The sequence below is a fragment of the Lachnoclostridium phytofermentans genome, from assembly GCF_000733755.1.
In the GTDB taxonomy this organism is placed as follows: Bacteria; Bacillota; Clostridia; order Lachnospirales; family Lachnospiraceae; genus Lachnoclostridium; species Lachnoclostridium phytofermentans_A.
In genome coordinates this window covers 1,625,827-1,643,741 of the sequence record NZ_JPOF01000003.1, presented here as the reverse complement: position 1 = coordinate 1,643,741, position 17,915 = coordinate 1,625,827, and the positions used below count along the sequence as shown (strand labels likewise).

General features: G+C 35.7%; 13 protein-coding genes. 5 read left to right on the top strand and 8 right to left on the bottom strand.

Going from position 1 to position 17,915, the window contains the following annotated elements:
• Window positions 1-155 precede the first annotated feature (155 nt).
• The 4 genes from CC92_RS21695 to CC92_RS0112535 form a co-directional block, all read right to left on the bottom strand.
• Complete coding sequence (locus CC92_RS21695) at window positions 156-1,226, bottom strand: polysaccharide deacetylase family protein (RefSeq protein ID WP_051650680.1); 1,071 nt, start codon at window positions 1,224-1,226, stop codon at window positions 156-158.
• Between the two features lie 706 nt (window positions 1,227-1,932).
• Complete coding sequence (gene spoVG / locus CC92_RS0112545) at window positions 1,933-2,214, bottom strand: septation regulator SpoVG (RefSeq protein ID WP_029502562.1); 282 nt, start codon at window positions 2,212-2,214, stop codon at window positions 1,933-1,935.
• A 52-nt stretch (window positions 2,215-2,266) separates the two neighbouring features.
• Window positions 2,267-3,388, bottom strand: coding sequence for a glucose-1-phosphate adenylyltransferase subunit GlgD (gene glgD, locus CC92_RS0112540; RefSeq protein WP_029502563.1), 1,122 nt, complete (start codon window positions 3,386-3,388; stop codon window positions 2,267-2,269).
• The gene (locus tag CC92_RS0112535) at window positions 3,385-4,659 is read right to left on the bottom strand and encodes a glucose-1-phosphate adenylyltransferase (protein ID WP_029502564.1); all 1,275 of its coding nucleotides are present in this window, start codon (window positions 4,657-4,659) and stop codon (window positions 3,385-3,387) included. Before CC92_RS0112535 ends, glgD begins: the two co-directional genes overlap by 4 nt.
• A 591-nt stretch (window positions 4,660-5,250) precedes the next feature.
• Here CC92_RS0112535 and murC point away from each other — a divergent pair.
• From murC to CC92_RS0112515, 4 genes are all read left to right on the top strand, one after another.
• Entirely contained in the window at window positions 5,251-6,660 is a 1,410-nt protein-coding gene (murC, locus tag CC92_RS0112530; RefSeq protein WP_029502565.1) for a UDP-N-acetylmuramate--L-alanine ligase, read from the top strand.
• Window positions 6,661-7,065: 405 nt separating this feature from the next.
• Complete coding sequence (locus CC92_RS0112525; protein ID WP_029502566.1) at window positions 7,066-8,175, top strand: DnaD domain protein; 1,110 nt, start codon at window positions 7,066-7,068, stop codon at window positions 8,173-8,175.
• 125 nt (window positions 8,176-8,300) lie between these two features.
• Complete coding sequence (locus tag CC92_RS0112520; protein ID WP_029502567.1) at window positions 8,301-9,296, top strand: ATP-binding protein; 996 nt, start codon at window positions 8,301-8,303, stop codon at window positions 9,294-9,296.
• Between the two features lie 220 nt (window positions 9,297-9,516).
• Window positions 9,517-10,686: a ribose-phosphate pyrophosphokinase gene (locus tag CC92_RS0112515; RefSeq protein ID WP_029502568.1), complete on the top strand. Its 1,170-nt coding sequence runs from the start codon at window positions 9,517-9,519 to the stop codon at window positions 10,684-10,686.
• A gap of 129 nt (window positions 10,687-10,815) precedes the next feature.
• On the opposite strand, the gene CC92_RS0112510 is transcribed toward CC92_RS0112515, so the two are convergent.
• Window positions 10,816-12,942, bottom strand: a complete 2,127-nt coding sequence (locus CC92_RS0112510; RefSeq protein ID WP_029502569.1) for an ATP-binding protein — start codon at window positions 12,940-12,942, stop codon at window positions 10,816-10,818.
• A gap of 8 nt (window positions 12,943-12,950) precedes the next feature.
• Window positions 12,951-14,036 (bottom strand): metallophosphoesterase family protein, encoded by a 1,086-nt coding sequence (locus CC92_RS0112505; RefSeq protein ID WP_029502570.1) that lies wholly within the window; start codon window positions 14,034-14,036, stop codon window positions 12,951-12,953.
• Window positions 14,037-14,186: 150 nt separating this feature from the next.
• Here CC92_RS0112505 and CC92_RS0112500 point away from each other — a divergent pair, with 150 nt between their 5' ends.
• The gene (locus CC92_RS0112500; protein WP_029502571.1) at window positions 14,187-15,269 is read left to right on the top strand and encodes an HD-GYP domain-containing protein; all 1,083 of its coding nucleotides are present in this window, start codon (window positions 14,187-14,189) and stop codon (window positions 15,267-15,269) included.
• Window positions 15,270-15,444: 175 nt separating this feature from the next.
• On the opposite strand, the gene CC92_RS0112495 is transcribed toward CC92_RS0112500, so the two are convergent.
• Both CC92_RS0112495 and CC92_RS0112490 read right to left on the bottom strand, forming a co-directional pair.
• On the bottom strand, window positions 15,445-16,695 hold the full coding sequence (locus tag CC92_RS0112495) for a helix-turn-helix transcriptional regulator (protein WP_029502572.1): 1,251 nt from the start codon (window positions 16,693-16,695) through the stop codon (window positions 15,445-15,447).
• 74 nt (window positions 16,696-16,769) lie between these two features.
• The gene (locus CC92_RS0112490; RefSeq protein WP_029502573.1) at window positions 16,770-17,882 is read right to left on the bottom strand and encodes a GyrI-like domain-containing protein; all 1,113 of its coding nucleotides are present in this window, start codon (window positions 17,880-17,882) and stop codon (window positions 16,770-16,772) included.
• Window positions 17,883-17,915: the final 33 nt, after the last annotated feature.

Genomic DNA, 17,915 nt, shown 5'->3' with positions numbered 1-17,915 from the left:
TTATAATTTACTCGAAATCTTATTACAACAAAATCTTTTTGATCTTTCCAATAGAAAAACAAAGATAAGCCTAAAGATTTAGTAAAAGCAAATGGGCTCCACCTAATCTATGACTTATCCTTGTTTTATCCTGTCATTTTTTTTAATATAATAAATTATTGTTTTGCGCTATGATATATTTTCCCAGCTTCTAACTCGATTCCTTTGGCTTCAAACATTTCCTCAACAGTAACTACCTGATATCCCTGTTCAATCAACCATGGAACTACTAATTCAATCGCATCTGCTGTCGATGGATACAAATCATGCATTAGAATAATAGCACCGTCACTTACACTTTTCTTAACCTCTTCAAAAACTGCATTCTTATCCCTTGATTTCCAGTCTAAGGTATCAACACACCATCCAATCATAGGTACTTTGACATATTCTGATACTTTATCATTTTTAGCACCATAGGGAGGGCGAAGGAAAGCATCTCCTACCTCTGCTACCTCATTAATTAATTCATTGGAATAATCGACTTCGTGCTCAATTCCTTTTTTATCAAGTTTTGTTAAGTCTTTATGGCTGTAAGAATGATTTCCTATTTGATTTCCTGCATCAAATACCAACTTCGCGGTCTCACTATATAAATCAATACGATTTCCCATCACAAAGAAGGTAGCTCTCGCATCGTATTTCTCTAATGTTTCTAAGATTTTTTTTGTCACTGGTGGATACGGTCCATCATCAAACGTTAATGCGACCATTGGCTTTTCTGGATCAATCACGCGATCTGAGTTACCAGAAGATGCACTAGAACCACCGTTTTCTCCTGGCGTTGTCGTGTCTCCTGAAGATGAATTCTCTCCTTGATTATTAGATCCATCATTTTCTTCCACACCAGGGGTAATGCTTGGAGTACCGATCTGCCCATGATCGCCATCTCCTACTTGATCACCGCTTCCCTCAGGAGGAATTGTCGGGGTAATCGTGGCTTCTATTGTTGGTGTACCGGTATGTATATTTCCGGAATCTTCATCCAAAGATCCATTTGGGTCACCTTTATTCTCATTATCAATGGTACCTTCCGCATTCACTATTGTACTATCTGCGTCATCTCCATTGCCAAACCACTTACTGCTTTGTGTTATCATTACAATCGTTGCTGTAATCGCAAGTACAATCCAAGATATTTGTAATGCATACAATAATTTTTTGTTTCTTCTTTTACGACGTCTCACAATTCTTTCCTTCCTAATCAATGGTTAACAGTTGTCAATTGCTTCCTCCACTCTTATGTCAATTACTGTAACATCATCACCTAAGATATGGCTCCTTAGGGTTTGTAAGCGTCAAAAGGATATGTCTTTGTTTATTAGAACATTGGTAAATCCACCATGTTTTTAATGTCTATCATGGCAAGCGTATTTTATATCATAGGGATCTACTACCTACATTACTTTATTCACTTCGTATCTGTTTCGTTACTACTTACATAATTACTTGGGGAATCTTTCACGCCAACTTATGCGTGGTGTTAATCTTTCGTATTTTGCTATAGACATAAGACACACTATAGTAACCCTCATGGGGTAATTACTCACCTCATTTGCATGCCTTCTCAGAGAGAACTTTAGTAAATTTTCATGTATATTTTTATCTCATCATGGTAGTATCCGTTAATCATGAAAATTTACGTTAAATAACTTTTCTTATATATAGATTACTCCATTCTTGAAAAAGTTTCAATAAGTTTTAATTCCCAAATTTTTTTCATTTTTTCCTATGTTTGGAGTTCATTATTACTAAGTAAACAAGAAAAAACACGCTTTACAGACTTTTTTTGTCATGAAAAAAAATACAGCTATCATTTTCTTTGATAGCCGTATTTTTGGGACCTAGATTACTTTTTAAACAGTTTTGTTTTAGCACTTTTGCTAAGTTAATCTACTCTACCTCTTCTACGTTACCTTCCAAGGCAGCGAGTTCATATTTTTCAAGAATAATACTCTGAATCTTATCTCTTGTGGTAGAGTTGATCGGATGTGCAATATCCCGATACTCCCCATCACCGGCTTTACGACTTGGCATTGCGATAAAGAGACCCTTCTCTCCTTCAATTACCTTAATATCATGTACTACAAATTCATTGTCTAAGGTAATAGAAACTACTGCCTTCATCTTACCTTCCTTACTAACCCTACGTACTCTTACATCCGTGATCTGCATACAGCATCCCCCTTTAGCACTCATTCTTTTGTCAGTTGACCAGAAATGCTCCCTATAATACATATCGGTCATTCTTTTCAATGACAATCTTAACATTTCCTTCTTCTCCGACATGAGTCGAGTTCTCTCGAATCGTGTCACGACTCTCAACAATACAATTCTCAATGTAAGTATTGTCACCAATATGTACATCATTAAGAACTATGGAGTTCTTGATGGTGCAGTTGTTTCCGACATAAACCTTTTTAAATAGCACAGAATTTTCTACCACGCCATTTATAATACATCCGCTTGAAACTAAGCTATTCCTAACAACCGAGCCAATGTTATATTTTGCTGGTGGTAAGTCGTCAATCTTAGAATACACATCCGGATACTGTTTAAAAAAGTAGTCCCTTATGTCTTTATTTAAAAAATCCATATTGGTCTTATAATAGGAATTGGCACAAGCAATATTGCTCCAATAGCTGTCAATCTCATAGGAATAAATCCTCTTCAGATTCTTATACCGAATCAAGATATCTGAAACAAAGTCATGACGCTCTTCTAATGCCGATTTCTCAATTAGCTCTATTAGCTGCCTTCTACGAATAACATACACGCCAATTGATACAAGGGAAGAAACCGGAATCAAAGGTTTTTCCTCAAATTCAACAATACGGTTATCCTCATCTGTCATAATACACCCAAATCGATTACTCAGATCATTGCTTGGTAATCTCTTTGTTACTATTGTAATATCCGCCTTCTTTGCAATATGGTATTCCAAAACCTTATTGTAATCTAGTTTATAGATTCCATCTCCAGAAGCGATTACAACATAAGGCTCATGACTATTTTTTAAGAAGTTTAAGTTTTGATAAATAGCATCTGCTGTACCACGATACCAGAACCCGTTATCTGCTGTTATCGTTGGAGTAAATAAAAACAGCCCTCCTTGCTTTCTACCAAAATCCCACCACTTTGATGAACTTAAATGTTCATTCAAAGATCTTGAATTATACTGTGTTAAAACCGCAACCTTTTGAACATGTGAATTCGACATATTACTTAAAGTAAAATCGATACTACGGTAACTTCCAGCAATCGGCATCGCCGCTATCGCTCTTTTGTTTGATAGCTCTCTCATTCTTTTGCTATTTCCGCCAGCTAATACAATTCCTATCGCTCTCATACTATGTCACCTGCCTTAATTAAGCATTGTCCACCAAAAAGAGAACCTTCTTTGTAGTCTTCTCTTTCGGTTTTACCGGAGATTGCTGTATTTTTACCAATGGTTACACCATCTGGTATAACACTCTCTTCCCCAATCGTTACTAATCCATCATAGTAGATATTTGGATATAAAACGTTTGGTAACTCATCTCCAACTCCAAGCTCACAGTCTGCGCCGATAACACAGTTTTCTGCAATTATCGCTTTATTTACTTTTGTATTTTTGCCTATTACCGTTGATCTCATGATAATAGAATCCCGAATAATGGCACCTTCTTCTACTATAACTCCAGCACCGATGACAGAATTATATACTTCTCCATAAATTTCTGTACCTTCACCAATAATACAACGCTCTACAACCGCTTGTCCTGCGACGAACTGGGGCGGTATTACATCACTTTTGGTATAGATTTTCCAAAACTCTTCGTACAGGTTAAATTCAGGAACAAGATCGATAAGCTCCATATTGGATTCCCAGTATGAGGTTAAGGTGCCTACATCCTTCCAATAGCCGTTATACTCATAAGCAAATACACGATCACCACGTTCATGACAATACGGAATAATGTGTTTTCCGAAATCACATCCTTTTTGTTCCGATAAATTAATCAAGGCTTCTTTTAATATGTCCCATGTAAATATGTATATTCCCATCGAAGCGAGATTACTTCTTGGCTTTGGCGGCTTCTCTTCAAATTCACAAATCTGTTTGTCTTCGTCTGTGATTACTACACCAAATCGAGACGCTTCTTCTATTGGAACCGGTATGGTTGCAAGTGTGATATCAGCATTCTTACTCTTATGGAATTCTAGCATGACCTCATAATCCATCTTATAGATATGGTCACCACCTAGAATAAGAACATATTCTGGATTGTAATACTCCATGTACTTTAGATTCTGGTAAATCGCATTGGCTGTACCCGTATACCATTCTGCGTTTGTACTTTTCTCGTAAGGTGGTAAAATTGACACTCCACCTATGTTACGGTCCAAATCCCATGGTATACCAATCCCAATATGGGTATTTAGCCGTAGAGGCTGATATTGTGTTAATACACCAACCGTATCCACTCCAGAATTAATACAATTGCTCAGTGGAAAGTCAATAATACGATACTTACCGCCAAATGTAACTGCCGGTTTTGCGATAGTCGAGGTGAGCACTCCCAAACGAGAGCCTTGTCCACCAGCTAATAGCATTGCAATCATTTCTTTTTTAATCATGCCATCACCTCATGCTGTTTTATATTTCCATTATAACATTTTATTACGAGGTTGTGAATATATTTACTAGTTTTTTTCTTGGATTATAATAATTATTGTTCAAAACATCATATAATTCTATTTTTCTACAAATTTAGTAGACATTCTTTCCTATTTATTACGAAATCAGTGCGAATTTTTTTACATTTTAACGAAACATTTTAAAATCTCACTTAATGATACCATATTTATCCTCGTCCAATAACGTACTATTCTGCCCCTTATTGTCATATTATATAATAATTCTTTTAAATTCCTATCTACCTATATTATTCTAATTCCATTTCTCTCTATAGGCACCTACCTATATTTGCTATTTTCCAGCGAACGATTGTAATTTTATTCAAATCGGTTATAATAGCAAGTGAATACAGTGGTTACACTATTTTGTGATTTCTGTATGAAAATTCTTCATGCAACGGTAAAATAGGCCTTGTACCCAAGACACCGTTTTCTTATTATAGCATAAGTATTATATCAGGAAATAATGTTTCCTGTATTATAGCGGTTACATCATATTCCGCTTTTTATAAAGACTGGAGGACATTCTATATGTATCATATTGACTTTACCAAACCGATTCATGTACATTTTATCGGTATCGGAGGCATTAGTATGAGCGGCCTTGCAGAGCTACTACATACAAAAGGCTTCATCGTTAGCGGCTCTGACTCAAAGGACAGTAAAATTGTAGATCGATTAAGACATTTAGGCATTACAATTCATATTGGTCAGAAGGCAGACAACATTACTGAGGATATCAACCTTGTAGTGTACACTGCTGCTGTTAAATCCGATAACGTAGAATATCTAGCTGCTCAAAAACATAACATACCGATGCTAGATCGGGCCGAATTCTTGGGTCAGGTGATGCTACAATATAAAAATGCCATTGGTATTTCTGGTACTCATGGTAAAACAACTACTACTTCTATGGTTTCTTTAATGATGTTAGAAAGTAATTTTGATCCAACCATCTCCGTCGGAGGGATTCTTGATAATATTGAAGGTAATATTCGTATTGGTAATTCTGAGAATTTTATTGTTGAATCTTGTGAATATAAAAATAGTTTCTTAAGCTTTAATCCTTCCCATGCAATCATTTTAAATATAGAAGAAGAACATTTAGACTACTTTAAAGATATTGAGGACATTAGAAATTCTTTTCATACTTTTGCAAAGAAACTCCCTGATTATGGAAATCTAGTCATCTGGGGCGGAATCGACCGTTATGAAGAACTGACAAAAGACCTCTCTTGTCATGTTATCACTTATGGTATGTTTTCCTCAGAGGAAGAACGATGCGAAAATATCAATCGCTATGATTATGCTGCCTGCAATGTTAGCAGTGACGATTTTGGTCTTCGTAGCTATGATTTGTATAAATACGGTAAGTTTGTTGACCGCATTCGCCTAGGTGTCATTGGTGACCACAATGTATTAAACTCTTTGGCAGCGATCTCTCTTGTAGATACCCTTGGTGGTTCTATGTCTGCTATTAAGACAGCACTTTTAGCTTATAAGGGAACAGAACGTCGCTTTGAACGTAAGGGAGTATTAAACGGGATTACCATCGTTGATGACTATGCCCACCACCCTTCTGAAATTAAAGCAACTTTAACTGCAGCGGCATCTTACCCGCATAAAGATATTTGGTGTGTCTTCCAACCACACACTTACACAAGAACGAAATCCTTTTTTCACGATTTTACAACATCCCTCGCACTTGCCGACAAAATAGTCCTTGCGGATATCTATGCAGCAAGAGAAGAGAATCCTGGCGATATTTCTTCCAGAGATATTCAGAATGAACTACTTAAAATAGGGAAGGAAGCTTACTATTTTAAAGATTTCAAAGAGATAGAAAAATTTTTATTAGAACATTGTACCAACGGTGACTTGTTGATAACCATGGGCGCCGGAGACGTTGTATCTATTGGAGAATCTCTACTTCAGAAATAGTTATCCACATTATCCACAACCTTATCAACATTTTTTATCCGATAGGGTTGTGGATTTTTCTCTTTTCTCTTAAAATTCTACAGGAAACGACCCATTTCGTAAAAACCCTTTATTTAAGCCACTTTTTTAATCATTAACATTTTTCCCTAAAATTCATCCACTACTTTATCCACATTATCCACATTATTCACATTTTAAGAGATTCCCTCCTCCTTCCAAAAAGACCTATTTCATTCTTAATTTTTGTATGCTATAATGTGCATGCAACAAGGGTAGACCAATAGTAAAACCTCCTACCATCCCCCGTACTGTTTACACTATTACATAACAGTGGGAGTAGTCAGGTTGAAAAAAATCCACTTTCAACCCAGAAGGTTTGTGTTTCATATAGCTTGGAGGCGAATTATGAGTAAAATTTCTTTCTTTTCAACCACAGATACAGGAATCACTGTAATTTCCAATAGATTTTTAGATGAATATATGCCACGTGCCAATGGTACCTTCGTGAAAATATACCTTTATCTGCTTCGTTGTTTTCAGGATCCTTCTTTAGAAACTTCAATTTCTCACTTAGCTGAAAAATTAGATGAGACAGAAAAAGATATCGATCGTGCAATAAGGTATTGGGAAAAAGAACAATTGCTCGTCGTAACCAGAGCAGCCAATCGACAAATTACTGCTATAACTTTTACTCTACCTTCCTACGATAATGTAAATACTGAGGAAGATTTACCATCTAACACTCAAGAGGTAATGGAAACAGCAATAATAAAAACAGCGACAAAAGAACAGGATAGGCCAAAAGCAACGACCATTCATAAGCCAAATTACTCCGAAGCACAGATTAAAGTACTTACTGAGATGGAAGAGGTAAAGTGGATTATGAATACTGTAGAACGATTGTTAGAGCGCTTATTAAAGCCAACTGACGTTCAATTAATCCTATTTTTATATGAAAGCGTTGGTTTTTCCGCTGAACTAATTTTTTATCTCTATGAGTACTGTGTATCAAAGAATAAGAGAAGTGCGAGCTATATTGAAACTGTAGCGATTTCTTGGGCAGAAGAAGGTATTGACACTGTCGAAAAAGCTGAGTCTGCAACACTTTCTTATAACAATAACTACAACGCCATTAACAAAGCCTTTGGATTAAATAGAGCTCCAGGAACCATCGAAAAAAAGTTTATGCACCGTTGGTTCCATGAATTTTGTTTTGATATTAATATTATTGAGGAAGCATGCAATCGTACCATGTTAGCAACGGGAAAACCAGACTTTAAGTATGCTGATAAAATTCTTGAAAACTGGTATAAAAAAGGGGTTACCTGTGCAGCGGATATCGCTAAATTAGATGAGGCACATGCAAAACAAACCGCTATTTTAGCAGCGAATAAGCAAACTGCTGCCACAAAACAACCTACTACAAATAACCGTTTTAATGCATTCCCACAAAGAAAGTACTCGGAAGAGGACTTTCTATCCATGGAGCAACGTCTATTAAATAATCGTTCCTAAGTATATAATATGCTCACATAAGAAAGTGAAAACTTTCCTATGTGAGCAATATATATAATGCGATTCACTGGCAGATTTGAGTTGCTGCCCATATTCGTGGATTAAAGGTAGAATGGAGGATTTTAATGGCACTGAAAAATTATCAGTACAATACCATATTAAGAGAATACGATAATCGAAGGCTACAAAATCAACATGAGTTAAAAAAAAGGAAAGAAGAAGTTTATGCTAAAATACCTGAGCTTACGCTGATTGACGAAGAAATCATTAATGGTTCGATTCAAAGTGCTAAACTCTCTTTATCCGGTAATGAGGACGCACTTAAGCACTTAAAAGAACGGAATGAAGTTCTTTCCATGAAAAAACAAGAGCTCCTTAGTAAAGCAGGTTATCCTAATCATTATCTGAACTTATGGTATGCGTGTCCTGATTGTATGGATACCGGCTATATTGGAAACGAAAAATGTCACTGTTTCAAACAGGCAATCGTAGACATCCTATATCATCAATCCAATGTAAGAGATTCGGTGCAATATGAAAACTTTTCAACATTTTCTTATGATTACTACACAAATGATTATTATGATGAAGCTACGAAGCTAACACCTCTTGAAAATATAAAACGTGTAGTTACAGAAATTAAGAAATTTATAAATCATTTTGATACAAGCTATCAAAACCTTTTAATTTATGGTAATACTGGAGTTGGAAAGACCTTTCTTACAAACTGTATTGCAAAGGAGCTGATGGATAATGCACATACTGTGATTTACCTTACTTCTTTTCAGCTTTTTGAAATCTTAGAGAAATACAAATTTAATTCTGCTGAGGATATGGATGACATAAGAAACCAATTTGACTATATCCTTGACTGCGACTTACTTATTATTGATGACATCGGTACAGAGATGAATAACACGTTCATCAACTCTCAACTCTATCAATGCATCAACGAAAGACACCTAAGACAAAAATCAACCGTAATCTCAACGAATCTGTCTTTTGAACAATTAAAAACAAATTATAGCGAGCGAATATTTTCTCGAATTTCCAGTAACTATTTATTGTTAAAAATTGTAGGAGATGACATACGTTTGCAGAAACTTCTAAAGAAACACTAGAAAAGTTGAGTTTAATCTTGACGAAAGAAGAGGATAATAGTAATATAGCTTTCGGAAGTTGGTTGAATCTAACTATATTTGGCGAAATTTTTATAGAAAAAGCCAATTTTTTCTTGAACTAAATAATTTCAAGAAATTATTCATCATAGCTTATACCCTTATAAACAACATGAGCAAACCCCAAATAGCTTATGTTAAGAACAATACTGGAGGAAAAACAATGTCACAAGATAATTTTAAAGAAACCCTACCTGTAGGAACTCTTGGTATCATTGCCTTGGAAAGTAGCAAGGCTCTAGGTCAGAAAGTAAATGATTATATTGTTGAATGGAGAAAGCAACGCACTGGTGAGCATACGGCAACAATGCAATTTGCTGGTTATCAAAGAGACTCCTACTTAATTAAGCATCAATGTCCACGCTTTGGTTCTGGTGAAGCAAAAGGTGTTATTAAAGAATCTGTTCGTGGTGATGACTTATACTTACTTGTTGACGTTTGTAATTATAGCTTAACTTATTCCTTATGTGGTCACACGAATCATATGTCTCCAGACGACCACTACCAGGATTTAAAGAGAATTATCGCTGCTGTTGGTGGTAAGGCAAGAAGAATCACTGTAATTATGCCTTTCTTATATGAAAGCAGACAGCATAAGAGAAGTTCTCGTGAGTCTTTAGACTGTGCATTAGCACTTCAAGAACTTACAAACATGGGTGTAGAGAGTATTATTACTTTCGATGCACATGATCCTCGTGTACAGAATGCAATTCCACTAAAGAGTTTTGAAACAGTAATGCCATCTTATCAGTTTATTAAGAACTTATTAAAAAACATTCCTGATTTAGTAGTGGATTCCCAGCATATGATGGTAATCAGCCCGGATGAAGGTGCTATGGGACGTGCTGTTTACTTTGCAAATGTTCTCGGACTTGATATGGGTATGTTCTATAAACGCCGTGACTATACGACAATTGTAAATGGACGTAATCCAATCGTTGCTCATGAGTTCTTAGGAGCAGATGTAGAAGGAAAAGACGTTTTAATTTTAGATGATATGATTTCCTCTGGCGAAAGTATGTTAGATGTAGCAAAAGAATTAAAGAAGAGAAAAGCAAAACGTATCTTTGTATGTGCTACTTTTGGCTTATTCACAAATGGTCTTGAGAAATTTGATGAAGCTTATGAGAAGGGTCTTATTGATTTCGTAATGACAACAAACCTTGTATATCAGACAGAGGAATTACTTAGCAGACCTTACTATATCAGTGCAGATATGAGTAAATATATTGCATTATTAATTGATGCATTAAATCACGATGCTTCCATTAGTGAGTTTTTAAGCCCAACAGAGCGTATTCAAAACGTTCTTAATAAGTATAAGAATAAATAGAATTTTTAGATGATAGAATCATAGATTTTGGATGAAGCAGATGATGTTTCATTGAGAATACAAGAATAATATGCGCCCCATAAGGCAGCCAAAGTATACGGTTACCTTATGGGGCGCATTTCCTACATGCTATGCATACTCTAAAGAATTCCCTAAGTCATTTAAATCAACATAATGATAAGGAACTTTGCATTCCTCAAGTAATTCTTTTTCCCTTCGATGACAGGTAAAGATTATTACTTGGCGATTCGTTTCTTCTGCAAGTAATCTTAAGGCTGCTTTGGTACGTTCATCATCATATAACGCAAATGAATCATCTAGAAGTATCGGCATATTTTCTTCTGGAAAGAGTAGCGATGCAACTGATAATCGAAGCGCTAGAAAAATCTGATCCATAGTTCCTGCACTTAGTCTATCTAAGGTAACATATTGTCCCCGGTGAAGAACTGATACATTTAGCTTCTCATCCACTACAATGGAACTATACTCGCCTTGGCTTATGGAGGATACAATTTCTGATAGCATCTGATTTAATGTACTTCCAAAACTATCATGAATATCGGTGGAAAGTTCCTTTAGCGTTTGGATACTTAACGAGATTGCTTCAATCTCCTCTAATAATGCTTCTCTTAATTCACACGACTCATCATATTCCATTTGCTTTTCCTCTAGTTTTACCTCGCACTCCGTGTTTGCTTCCAAGGTCCAGCGAATACGTTCCATCTGAGTACGAATTGACGTATGTTCTTCTTCATTCGCACTCATCTCTCCTATGATATCTTCCTTAAATTCCTCAATCTCCTGCCAAAGTTCCTGCATACATTCTTGGGTAGCTTCTGGATTACCGACAAAACACTTCATATAGTCTATTATTTCATATTCTAACTCATCGGCCTTTTCATGATATTGCTTAGCAGCAGTATGATATTCTTCCTTACGAAGTATCGCTTGTTCCCGTTCCATTTCATTTTTAAGAACATCATTATATTTTGCCATTAACTGACTTTCATTACTTACACGATGGTTTAATAAAATATCATGCCTTCTACTATGAAGAGAAAATATCTGTCGTTCACATTCCTTTTTGATATCCTCTAGCTTTTGCTTGTTTTTCTCTTCCTTTGTAGCTGTCATAATATATTTTGAAATTCCGGCTACTAAAAATGCAATTCCTATAATACAACGCATTACAATGGTCATGAAAGGAATTGGAATTGAGGAAATTGCTAATCCTAGCATAACAATAATTGCACCGATTACTCGACCGGATTTACTTCCTTGCTTTAGAAGTGGCTCAATTTCCTGTCGTTTTACCTTAAGCTCCTCTTCAAACTCTTGCTTTTTCTGGCGCAATTCTCCAAGCTCTTTTAGATGCGCTTCGATGGTACTACTACTATCTAATTCGCTTGCTTGTTTTTTGGTCTTCTCCCCTAATCCTTCTACCTTGTCTTCCATATCTTTTGCAGCCTGTTTCATCTCCATAAAACGTTTAAACTTCTCAAGGATTGCAGGATAGTACGCAACCTTTTTCATTCTCTCTTGATTGGTACTTCGATTGTATTCCTTCTGTTTATTTTCAAGGAAGGTAGCCCTCTTTTGTAATTCCGTAAGCTCTCCACTTAAAACATCGATTGTTTTAAGCGTATCCTGTAATTCTTTAAGTTCGCTAGATAACTCTGCAATTTGTTCATCAGGAAGCTGTTTTTCCAGTCTCTTTTTCTTTTCTAGCAGATATTGAATAGCTCCATTAACATCAACTTCCTTGCTTTTTGACATAGAAAGGTTTGTGATATAATTTTTTAATTCTTCTGCAAGTTCATATTCTGTTTTCGCTCTTAACTGCTCAATACTGATGGTATTTCTATAGATACTTTCCGTAAGTTTTGGAATGATAGCACCTACTCCAAGCTCTGCATCTGTCAATTCTCGTCCAGTACTTTCTTTGATTATTTTAATGCTTCTTTCCTTTTTATAAAAACTACGGATAATACGATAGTCTTCCCCATCTACCCTAAGAACCATGCTACCTTGATATGCTCCTGGGGTATCCCATGGCTGGTATTTTACATAAAGGTCCTCTTTCCCAGCTCTTCCCCTAAGCTTCTCAATACCAAATAGCATTCCTTTTACAAATGCATGAAGTGTTGATTTTCCTGCTTCATTTTTACCATATATCACATTAATCCCAGGCGTTAGCTCCACATCGACATTATGAAACTTTCCAAAATGCCCTGGGTGTAATTCTTTAATAATCACTTAAGATCCTACCTTTCCTTTGTATTAAGTAATGCTTCGATTCCATAATACAGCGCCTTATTTTCTAGGTTACCTTTCGCATCGCTTTCTCGAATACGACGGATATAGCTACCAATAAGATTATCTTTATTCTCCTCATACAAGGAATCAAAATCATAATCAGGTAAAGTATGGTTTAAAACCTCGGTAACATAGCCCAGTCGATAAAAGTCCTCTAAATCAAGTAGAATAGAAGGATCTGTTTTTCCAACGAGAACAAATTGATAAAAGTTTTCGCATCCATATTCACTTATGATAGTCCTAGCCAAATCTACGATTTGTGTACTTAACATTTCTGGTGTTACTTCTATTTCTTTTGTAATATACTCTCTACATGCAATTGGAACAAAAGTTAAGGATAGATTTGATTCATAACCATCTTTATTCCCTGTCTTCTCCTTCGTGATTTCTCCATAGTAGTAACCATGTTTTAGAGGTTCTCCTTTGGATAGCGGCTCCAAAGAACCAACATAAGCCATTCTCTCAAAAATTAATTGTGGCTTATGAAAATGGCCTAATGCTACATAATCAAAGCCAGCCTCGTCAACCTTTTTATAGTTTATCGGAATGTTATTCTCATTCCCACCATGAGCCAATAAAATATTAATACGCTCTTCCACTCCTGGTATAATACCATCGTACTTCGCTTCAAAGATTTCTCTGCTAAGATAGCTTAATCCATAGACCTCCGTATTTAGTTCCTCAAAATAGATGCTATCCATTTCTCCACTACTTAGCATACTAACGCAATCACACCAGTTAAAATTTAAATAATTCGATCGTGGACCAATATAATCATGATTCCCCGCAATCAACACCACCTTGGTATGTGTTAACTTTGAAAATATATAATTTACTTCTTTTAACTCTCGAAGCAATGGTTGCTTGTGAAATAAGTCGCCAGAAATCAATAATAAGTCAATTTTCTTTTTTTCACATTCCGATATTACACGCCCAAAACTATCGTAGATTTCTTTCTCTCGGTTGATATCAAAACCACGTTCTGACTCAGGAGTAGCACCGAGATGGATATCTGCAACATGTATAAAATTCAAGATACATCCGCCTTTCTAGCCTTATTTTCATTTTACTTATTATAGCATACTTCTCTATAAAAACACAGAAAAGTATTGTTTATTTTGAAAAGAGCATTTATAATTGTGGTAGAATTTGTATGATTAACTTTGGGGAGGTTCCTAACTTCTATGAACATAGTAAATATTCCGGTATCTCAAGTCGTATCTGGAATGATTGTTGCAGAAGATGTGTATAATCTAAGGAATGAACGTATCCTTTCTCGCAATACGATGGTAACCACAAGAAGTATAACGAAACTAAAAATTCATGCAATTAAAGAGATTTTTGTTTACATACCGAATACTTTAGTGAAGAAGCAGACAAAAAAACCATCGGAACATATCACTGCTTTAAAAAATTCCATAGAATTTAAAAAATTCAAAAAGTTTTACATGGATAGTATTCTTACTTTAAAAGATTCTTATTTAGCTCTTACTGGGACAACTTCTCTACCATATGATGAAATCAAGCTACTAGATTCGGTCGAACAGCTTTTAAAAGAATGCCGAAGTTCTCTTAGAACCTTTGATATGTTACAGTGTATCAGGGACTTAGATGACCAAATCTATGTACACTCTCTTAATGTGTCGTTAATTTGCTTTTCCTTTGCTACCTGGTTAAATTTTAATGTCCATGATGCAGAACAGCTTATGCTTGCTGGATTATTGCATGATATCGGTAAATTAAAACTGCCAAAGGATATTATGCAAAAACCAACTGCGCTCAATGAGAAGGAACTTGAATATGTTCATCAACACCCAGTTATGGGGTATGAGCTTGTGAAAGATAATAAGATAGATCCACGTGTGAAAGAAGCAATTCTAATGCATCATGAGCGCTGCGATGGTAGTGGCTATCCGAATCAACTTTCCTCGAAAGACATCTCTCCTTTTGCAAAAATATTAGCAATTGCAGATGTGTATGATGCAATGACTGCAAAACGTGTTTATCGCAAGGAAATCTGTCCTTTTGAAGTGCTTGAAAACTTTGAAAAAGAAGGCTTTCAAAAGTACGATGCTGCATATCTCCTTCCATTCCTCGAAGGGCTCGCTCAGTGTTACATAAATACTACTGTGAGACTTAGTAATTCCCTGGTTGGTGAGGTCGTTATGATCAACAAAAACAATCTATCCCGCCCGGTCGTAAAAGTGGATAACCAGTTTATTGATTTATCAAAACATAATGAACTTAAGATAGCTTCTATACTTTAATAGTAATAAAGCCTATATAACCTAATAGTGTATATTTTAACTATTGCTAAGACTTTAGAGATATCCTTTATTATCACAAAACGAATCTTGAAAAAGTAAAATTATATGGTATTATTACCAGAATAATAAATAAAAAGGTAAGTTGGCTTATTATTTTGTAAGCCAACTTACCTTTTTACTTCATTAATTTTTGATAAACTGTAGTTTTTAGTTTCTCATTTTTAGAATCTAATGATTCATATAGTGTAAATCTATTGTTTTCCTCGATATGTAATCCATTCTCCTCTACCCATGCGTTTAACATAGCTTCATAAATGCTGCTGTCTCCACTACATTCCCTCTCAAGCACTGCATATCTACCGCCAATTCTAGAAATGCATACAACCTTATCATTATTTTGATACATGAAATCCTTGTCAACCTCAATACCACAGGTATAGTTATCCTTATAAATTGAAACATAGAATTTTGTTGCTTTTTTGATATAGAAGGGATTGTATTTTGCTAAATATTCCATTACATTTTTTGAAGCTTTCTCTTCTCCATCCATACCTTCACAGCTAGATACCAAGAAAAACATATCCTCACAATCTCTTATGGTGATTCTTGCATAATCTTTTCTTTTTGTAATAGGAAGATATAATATTAATTTCTTAATCTTATCTTTCTTATAGACGTATTCTTCAAAATAAGGGCTTCTAGCCTGTTCAAACATACTTGCCTTTAGCCATCTTAAATACAGATAGTCCCAAGCTTCATTAATATCATTATCTTTATTTTTAATGGATATCTTTGCATAGCTATTTACTTCCGAATCATGAATCTCAATCTCTTTTCGCTCACTTGATTTTAGGATAGGAAGGAGACTATCCTGATATTCTATCCTTAGTTCGTAACAAAATTTATAATCCTTCTGCTTTCCATTCCTCCCAAATATTCTACCCTTATATTCAGGTAAGATAGAGCGTAAATACCTAATAGACCGATTCTCTATCCCTCTAATCTGACTATGGTAATATTTTATCTGTATCGTTTTGGGTATGTGGTCAGTAGAAACAGTGACTAAAAACTTATGATCCAGATGAAATCTCGGATAATAGTAGAATCCTTCGTCTGCTTTGTATTCCAGTGGTGTCAAGCCTGTGGAAGCTTTTACGGATTTACAAAAAGCTTGCTGCGAACTATAACCATATTCGTAAGCGATATCAGCTAAACTCTGTTCTGAATGCTTTACCATTGCCAGTGCGTTGGAAAGCCTTCGTTTACGAATGTATTCCTTGACAGAATGCCCAGTTAAACTATAAAAATCCCGATAAATCTGCATGGTGGATCTATACTCTTTCGCTGAAATCTCTTGAAGGCTTAAGGGCTGATTTAGATTTGCTTCTATGTAATCCAGTACTTTTTCCAATTCTTTTTGATGCATCCCTACCTCCCCTTAAGTAAATTGCTACCTTTATAGAAATTGTTTAGTTTAGCAAAGTTCATTAGAGTATACTTCTACTTATCTCTTGACTTTTCTCTGATTGGAAAGTAATAACATGCACCTTGCTCATATTGGGCCACATATAAACCGCTACGAATAGAATAATCTTCTTCGTAATCCGGATATTTTTGTGAGAATAATAACTCCTTGGCACCTTCAAAAATAATTGAAGGATCATCATTGTTTATCTGTTTCTGATAAAACTTAACCCATAGCCCTGATGGCATCGCTGCCTGCTCAAGACACTCAGGGACATGATTAAAATCCCCAACAATCCGACCAAAGATGCTTGTATTATTCCCTTCCTCATCCTTGGTGGTAAAAGAATAGTACTGATAATCATTCAGACTTCCAGCTGCTTTCCAATCAATATCGTTCTCAATGTCAAACAAGTTCCACATACCGGAGCCATTTTCTCCCGTGCATCCAATGACTTTAATCTCAGGAAGCATTACAATTTCGCATCCTACCTGTTCAAACTTTTCTTCCTCGTTATTTGGTTTTTTCACTGGCTCATAAGCAGATATCAATTCTCCACAGTGATCAAATACACGAAATGGCGTGGCATCAACATCATAGGATAACCCTGTGGTATTTCTAAATTCCTGAGAAGATAAATAACAGATTGCTTGCTTTGCGGCTGCATGCCTGTCTTCTTTGTTCGCTGGCTTTCTTCTGACCTTACCATATCGTGCAGCCGGACAGGTTAGCATTACGGTATCTGGTGGTAAATGTTTTGGTAGATGATCAAAGCTTTCGACCTCAACTCCAACTACATAAGTAAATTCAATCCCTGTCTTCACCTGACTAACTGCAGCAACATACCTTCCTTTTTTGTTCGGATGAAGCAGTTCCTCTAACAGCTTACATGTTCCATCACTTATCAGTTTTTTTACAATTGAAATAGCATCGAAACCACTGTATGGATTCATAGGTATTTGAATTCCAACTATCTTCATTTCAGGTCTGTCTACAATGCTACAGAACTCATTGATCTGCTCTACCACAATTTCTTCTGGCACTCCCTTTTCCTTCATTTCCTCTACCATGGACATAATTAGGGGCTTGTCCTTTGGCCTATAATCCTCTGTTATCATGACTGGGTTTTCCTTTGGTAATGAACTCATCATAACCTCCATTCTAAGCATATCACATCTTAT